This window comes from Sphingomonas sp. Ant H11, from assembly GCF_000797515.1.
GTDB lineage: Bacteria > Pseudomonadota > Alphaproteobacteria > Sphingomonadales > Sphingomonadaceae > Sphingomonas.
The window spans coordinates 1-2894 of the sequence record NZ_JSBN01000204.1; the positions used below are offsets into that span (position 1 = coordinate 1).

General features: G+C 67.9%; 3 protein-coding genes and 2 pseudogenes. 3 read left to right on the forward strand and 2 right to left on the reverse strand.

Features of this window, described 5'->3' with window-relative positions; genetic code table 11:
* Positions 1 to 649: pseudogene (locus NW75_RS21530) on the reverse strand (ATP-binding cassette domain-containing protein); the annotation flags it as partial.
* A 51-nt stretch (positions 650 to 700) separates the two neighbouring features.
* On the opposite strand from NW75_RS21530, the gene NW75_RS21535 reads away from it, so the two are divergent.
* The gene (locus NW75_RS21535; protein WP_033967427.1) at positions 701 to 1501 is read left to right on the forward strand and encodes an SDR family oxidoreductase; all 801 of its coding nucleotides are present in this window, start codon (positions 701 to 703) and stop codon (positions 1499 to 1501) included.
* On the opposite strand, the gene NW75_RS21540 is transcribed toward NW75_RS21535, so the two are convergent.
* Positions 1490 to 1783, reverse strand: a complete 294-nt coding sequence (locus tag NW75_RS21540) for a 4a-hydroxytetrahydrobiopterin dehydratase (protein WP_033967428.1) — start codon at positions 1781 to 1783, stop codon at positions 1490 to 1492. The two genes, NW75_RS21535 and NW75_RS21540, sit on opposite strands and share 12 nt — an antisense overlap.
* 51 nt (positions 1784 to 1834) lie before the next feature.
* Between NW75_RS21540 and ccmA the strand changes: the two genes are divergently transcribed.
* Positions 1835 to 2485, forward strand: coding sequence for a heme ABC exporter ATP-binding protein CcmA (ccmA, locus tag NW75_RS21545; RefSeq protein ID WP_081988869.1), 651 nt, complete (start codon positions 1835 to 1837; stop codon positions 2483 to 2485).
* Positions 2482 to 2894: pseudogene (locus NW75_RS21550) on the forward strand (heme exporter protein CcmB); the annotation flags it as partial. The gene ccmA and the pseudogene NW75_RS21550, both read left to right, overlap by 4 nt.

The window sequence follows — 2894 nt, forward strand, 5'->3', positions numbered from 1 at the left end:
CCATCCACCAGCACCCGGTCCGCCAGGATCAACGCCTCGGCCATGTCATGCGTCACCATGATCGTGGTCAGGCCCAACCGATCGTGAAGCGCGCGCACCGCTGTGCCGAGTTGGTCGCGCGTCACCGGATCGAGCGCGCCGAACGGTTCGTCGAGCAACAACAGCCCCGGCGCGGTCGCAACGCGCGCGCCACGCCGACGCGCTGCCGTTGCCCGCCCGACAGCGCATCGGGCATCCGCACGGCGAAAGCCTGCGGCAAATCGACCAGATCGAGCAATGCCGCCACGCGCGCGGCAGTGTCGCGCCCGCCCGCCAGCCGCAGCCCTATCGCGACATTCTCGCCCACCGTCATATGCGGGAACAGCCCGATATTCTGGAAGACATAGCCGATCCGCCGGCGCAGCGCGGGTGCCGCACCCTCGGCAACATCCGTCCCGTCGATCCGCACAAGCCCCGCGCTCGGCACGATCAAGCGGTTGATCATCTTTAGCAGCGTCGATTTGCCGGAGCCCGAACTCCCGACCAACGCGACGAAAGCGCCGCCCGCAATTTCCAGCGAGACATCGTCCACCGCGACCGCGCCGCCACGGTAGCGCTTCGTCACCGCGTCGAAGGCAACGCTTGGGCCTGTACTGTGAGAATCCGGCATCGACGCGGACACTGGGGGAGGATACCGTTCGCGTCAAAGGGGAGAGGGATCATGACCCAACAAAAGGCAATCTTCATCACCGGCGGCGGCTCGGGCATCGGCCAGGCGACCGCGCGGCTGTTTGCCGAGCGCGGCTGGCGCGTTGGCCTCGCCGACGTCAACACGACGGGCTTGCGCGAAACCGCAGCAATGCTGCCGGCCGGCATGGCCGAAACCTATCAAATGGACGTGCGCGACCGCGCCGCCTGGGTCGCCAGCCTCGATGCGTTTACCGCGACCACCGGCGGGCGGCTCGACGTGCTGTTCAACAATGCCGGAATCGGCACTGGCGGGGCGATCATCGACATGTCGTTCGACGATCTCGACCGCGTCGTGGCGATCAATCTAGTCGGCGTGCTCAACGGTGCCAAGATCGGCTATGCTTATCTCGCGCGCACGCAGGGTTCCTGTCTGCTCAACACCGCCTCCGCCTCGGCGATCTATGGCACGTCGGGGCTACCCGTTTATTCGGCGACCAAATTCGGGGTGCGCGCGTTAACCGAGGCGCTCGACGGCGAATGGTATGGGGCGGGCGTCAAGGTACGCGATCTGGTGCCAAGCTTCATCGACACGCCTTTGCTGGCAGCGCCAGCGGGCAGCACCAATTATTCGATCAAACAGGTCGTTACCAATGCCGGACTCGAACTGACCGGGGTCGATGCCGTGGCGCAAGCCGCGTGGGATGCGGTGCACGGCGACAAGGTCCACACCTATGTCGGCAAGACCGCCGACCGCATGGCCTTTGCCGCCCGCTGGCTCCCCGGCCGCCTGCGCAAGATGATGCGCCGCAGCCTCGTGGCCTCAGCCCACTAAACTGTCGATCGCCTCCGCCAGCGCCACGTCCTTGTGCGACAGCCCACCTGCATCGTGCGTGGTCAACAGCACATCGACGCGGTTCCACACATTGTACCATTCGGGGTGATGATCGGCCTTTTCCGCCAGCAAGGCGACGCGCGTCATAAAGGCGAACGCCTCGCTGAAATCGGCGAAGGTGAAGGTGCGGGTGATCGCGTCGCGTGCTTCGTCGAAATCCCATTCGTCGAGCGTGTCGAGCGCCTCGGCCCGTTCGTCATCGCCCAGTGGTTCAACGCGCACCGCTTGCTCTCCTGCTGGCGCACCGTGCGCCTTCGCCGTAAGGCATAGCCGATGGTGCAGGCCGATCAACCTCCGGGCCCGTCTTTTGGCTCCGCCGCCGTTGTCGACGGGCGAGGCACGAACGCCGCTCTCGCCTTCCGCGACGTCACCTGCGTGCGCGGCGGGCGCGTGTTGTTCGAACGCCTGTCCTTTGCGGTGCCACCGGGCGGCGCGGCGCTGGTCACCGGCCCCAACGGCATCGGCAAATCGAGCTTGATCCGCGTCGCCGCCGGGCTGTTGCGGCCCGCCAACGGCGAGATTGCGGGAGCGGCAACGCGCACGCTGATGGCCGAAGCCGCCGCGCTCGATGCCGCGCGCCCTCTGCGCGAGGCGCTCGGCTTTTGGGCGGCGCTGGATGCCGACCCAGACGACCCGTACGGACGCGTCGCCCACGCCCTCCATGCGGTCGGCCTGTCGCATATCGCCGACGTGCCGGTGCGGCTGCTCTCCACCGGCCAGCGCCGCCGCGCCGCGCTCGCCCGCGTCGTGGCGAGCGGTGCGATGGTGTGGCTACTCGACGAACCCGCCAACGGTCTCGACGTGGCGAGCGTGACGGTGCTCGAACACTTGATCGCGGCGCACCGGGGGCGCGGCGGCGCGGTGCTGGTCGCGACGCATTTGCCGATCGCCTTGCCCGACGCACAGACGATCTCGCTGCTATGACCGGGCTCGGCGCACTCATCACTCGCGACGTGCGGATCGCCTGGGCCAGTGCGGGGTGGTCAATGCGCTCGCTTTCTTCCTGCTCGTCACCATCCTGTTTCCCTTCGCGGTCGGGCCCGACACGGCGTTGCTGGCGCGGATCGGCGGCGGCGTGATCTGGGCGGCGGCGTTGCTCGCGGCGCTGATGCCGGTCGAACGGCTGGTCGGCCCCGATGCCGAAAGCGGCGTGCTCGATCAGTTGAGCGTGCGCGGCTTTTCGATGCCGACGGTGGCGGCCGCAAAAATCGCCGCGCATTGGATCGGCTTCGGCCCGCCGCTGATGCTCGCCACGGTGGTTGCGGCGGGGTTGCTCGGCTTGTCGGCGCAGACGCTCGGCGCGGTCGAGCTCGGGCTGCTGATCGGCACGCCG

Bases quoted from the DNA above. Each gene is read 5' to 3' on its own strand.
- ccmA (WP_081988869.1), top strand. From the start codon at position 1,835: ATGGTGCAGGCCGATCAACCTCCGGGCCCGTCTTTTGGCTCCGCCGCC.
- NW75_RS21535 (WP_033967427.1), top strand. From the start codon at position 701: ATGACCCAACAAAAGGCAATCTTCATCACCGGCGGCGGCTCGGGCATC.